This window comes from Mycobacterium sp., assembly GCF_050701675.1.
Taxonomy (GTDB): Bacteria; Actinomycetota; Actinomycetes; order Mycobacteriales; family Mycobacteriaceae; genus Mycobacterium.
This window is the reverse complement of the sequence record NZ_JBOGDD010000031.1, coordinates 1-2,239: the sequence shown is the minus strand read 5'-3', so window position 1 is coordinate 2,239 and position 2,239 is coordinate 1. Positions and strand designations below refer to the sequence as shown.

At 63.6% G+C, this 2,239-nt stretch carries 1 protein-coding gene; it reads right to left on the bottom strand.

Features of this window, described 5'->3' with window-relative positions; genetic code table 11:
- Positions 1-1,971 (bottom strand): arylsulfatase (locus ACRDUX_RS00995; protein ID WP_526410145.1); only part of this gene is annotated, 1,971 nt, incomplete at its 3' end.
- Positions 1,972-2,239: the final 268 nt, after the last annotated feature.

The following is a 2,239-nucleotide window of genomic DNA, read 5'->3' as shown; positions in this document are numbered from 1 at the left end:
GATCTCCGCCGTGATGGTGTAGGAGCTGTCGAGCAGGAACGGCGAGTCGCCCTGCGGCAAGCCGACCATCGGCGTGGTGTAGACGAACTCGGTGCGACCGGCGGTGATGTTCGGGCGTGGCGCCACGATGCGCGCGGCGACCGAGGCGTCCAGCGGGAAGACCTGATACTTCCGTGCCTCCGCGATGAACGTCTGCTTCAGGCTCTTCACCTTGTCCGGGAACTTCGCGGCGACGTTCTGGGACTGGCTGAAGTCCTTGGAGAGGTCGTACAGCTCGAGGACCTGGTTGTTGAGCGGATCGGGATTCGCCGCACCGAACGCCTCCCAGGGCGCGCGGTTGACCTTGGTGCTGAGCAGCCAGCCCTCGTGATACAGCGCGTACTGACCCATCATCTCGAAGTACTGAGTCTTGTGACGCGACGGCGCCTTCGCGTTCTTCGCGTCGAACGTGTACGCGAAGCTCGTGCCCTCGATCGGGCTCTGCTTGATGCCGTCCACGAGCTGCGGTTGCGGAATGCCGCTGACCTCGAGCAAGGTGGGAACGACGTCGATGACGTGCATGAACTGCTCGCGCAGTCCGCCCTTGTCCTTGATGCCCGCCGGCCACGACGCGGCCATGTTCTGCCGGATGCCGCCGAGCTTCGATGCATTCTGCTTGAACCAGGTGAACGGCGTATCGAACGCCCACGACCAGCCTGCCGACATGTGGTTGTAGGTCTGCTCCGTGCCCCAGACGTCGTACCACTTCATCTGGTCCGCGACGGGCACACTCACGCCGTTGAAGAACGCGACCTCGTTGGGCGTGCCGATCGGACCCCCCTCGGCGCTCGTGCCGTTGTCGCCGTTGATGTAGATGATGAGCGTGTTGTCGAGCTTGCCCATGTCCTCGACCGCCTGGATGACCCGCCCGATTTCGTGGTCGTTGTAGGCGGCGTAAGCGGCGAAGACTTCCACCTGTCGGATGAAGAGCTTCTTCTCCTCGGGCGTGCAGTCGTCCCAGTTCTTGATCACGTCCGTCGGCCAGGGCTCGAGCGTCGTGTTGGCCGGGATCACGCCGAGTCGCTTCTGGTTCTCGAAGATCCGCTCGCGCAGCTTGTTCCAGCCGTCGTCGAAGAGGTGCATGTCGGCGATCTTCTTCACCCACTCCTTCGTCGGGTGATGCGGCGCGTGCGTGGCGCCGGGCGCGTACTTCATGAAGAAGGGCTTGCTGGGACTGGTCTGGTTGATCCGGTTCAAGTACGCGATCGCGTCATCGGCCATGCCGGTGACCAGGTTCCAGTCCGGCTTGCCCTCGAAGGGATAGATCTGGGTGGTGTTGCGGAACAAGTTCGGCTGCCACTGATTCGCGTCGCCGCCGACGAAGCCGTAGAAGTATTCGAAACCCATACCGGTCGGCCATTGATCGAACGGGCCGACCTGACTGGCTGCGAACGCCGGCGTGTTGTGATCCTTCCCGAACCATGACGTGGCGTAGCCGTTGTCGAGCAGGATCCGCCCGATCGTGGCCTTGTCCTCGGGGATGACGCTGTTGTAGCCGGGAAACCCGGTCGCTTGCTCCGCGATGACGCCGAAGCCGACCGAGTGGTGGTTGCGCCCGGTGATGAGCGCGGCGCGCGTCGGCGAGCAGAGCGCGGTGGAATGGATGTTGTTGAAGCGAAGGCCGCTGGTCGCGACGCGATCCATCGTCGGCGTCGGGATGACGCCGCCGAACGTGCTGGGAACGCCGAAGCCGGAATCATCCGTGATGATCAGCAGGATGTTCGGCGCCTGCTTGGGTGGAACGATCCGAGGCGCCCACCAGTATTTCGACTGCAGGGCGTCGTCCTTGATCACGCCACCGAACTTCGGATCAGGCGCCGGGAGTTGCTTGCCGGTGATCGTGGTCGTGGCAGCGGGCGACCCCGGCGGCGGCGCAGCTTGCTGCGCGAGCGCCGCAAGCGGAACGACGAGAACCGAGACGAGAACAAACACCCAGCCGATCGAAACGCGCGCGTGGAGCAACGATCCTTCCTCCCCAAAATACTTCGCAGTCGTCGAATTATTGCGAAATCGGTGCGAGATTCGCCTGTCAATTCGCGCCACGCACGACCGTCGGGGAAATATATGAATACGGTTCCGTTGCTTCGCGCCCGACCCTTCCGACCGCTGCTCGGATACGTCGAGCAGGCGGGAGGGCGGCTGGAGCGAATCTATGGACGGCGGCTCGCCGTGCTGCGAGACGGGAACGCGTTGCTCCCGC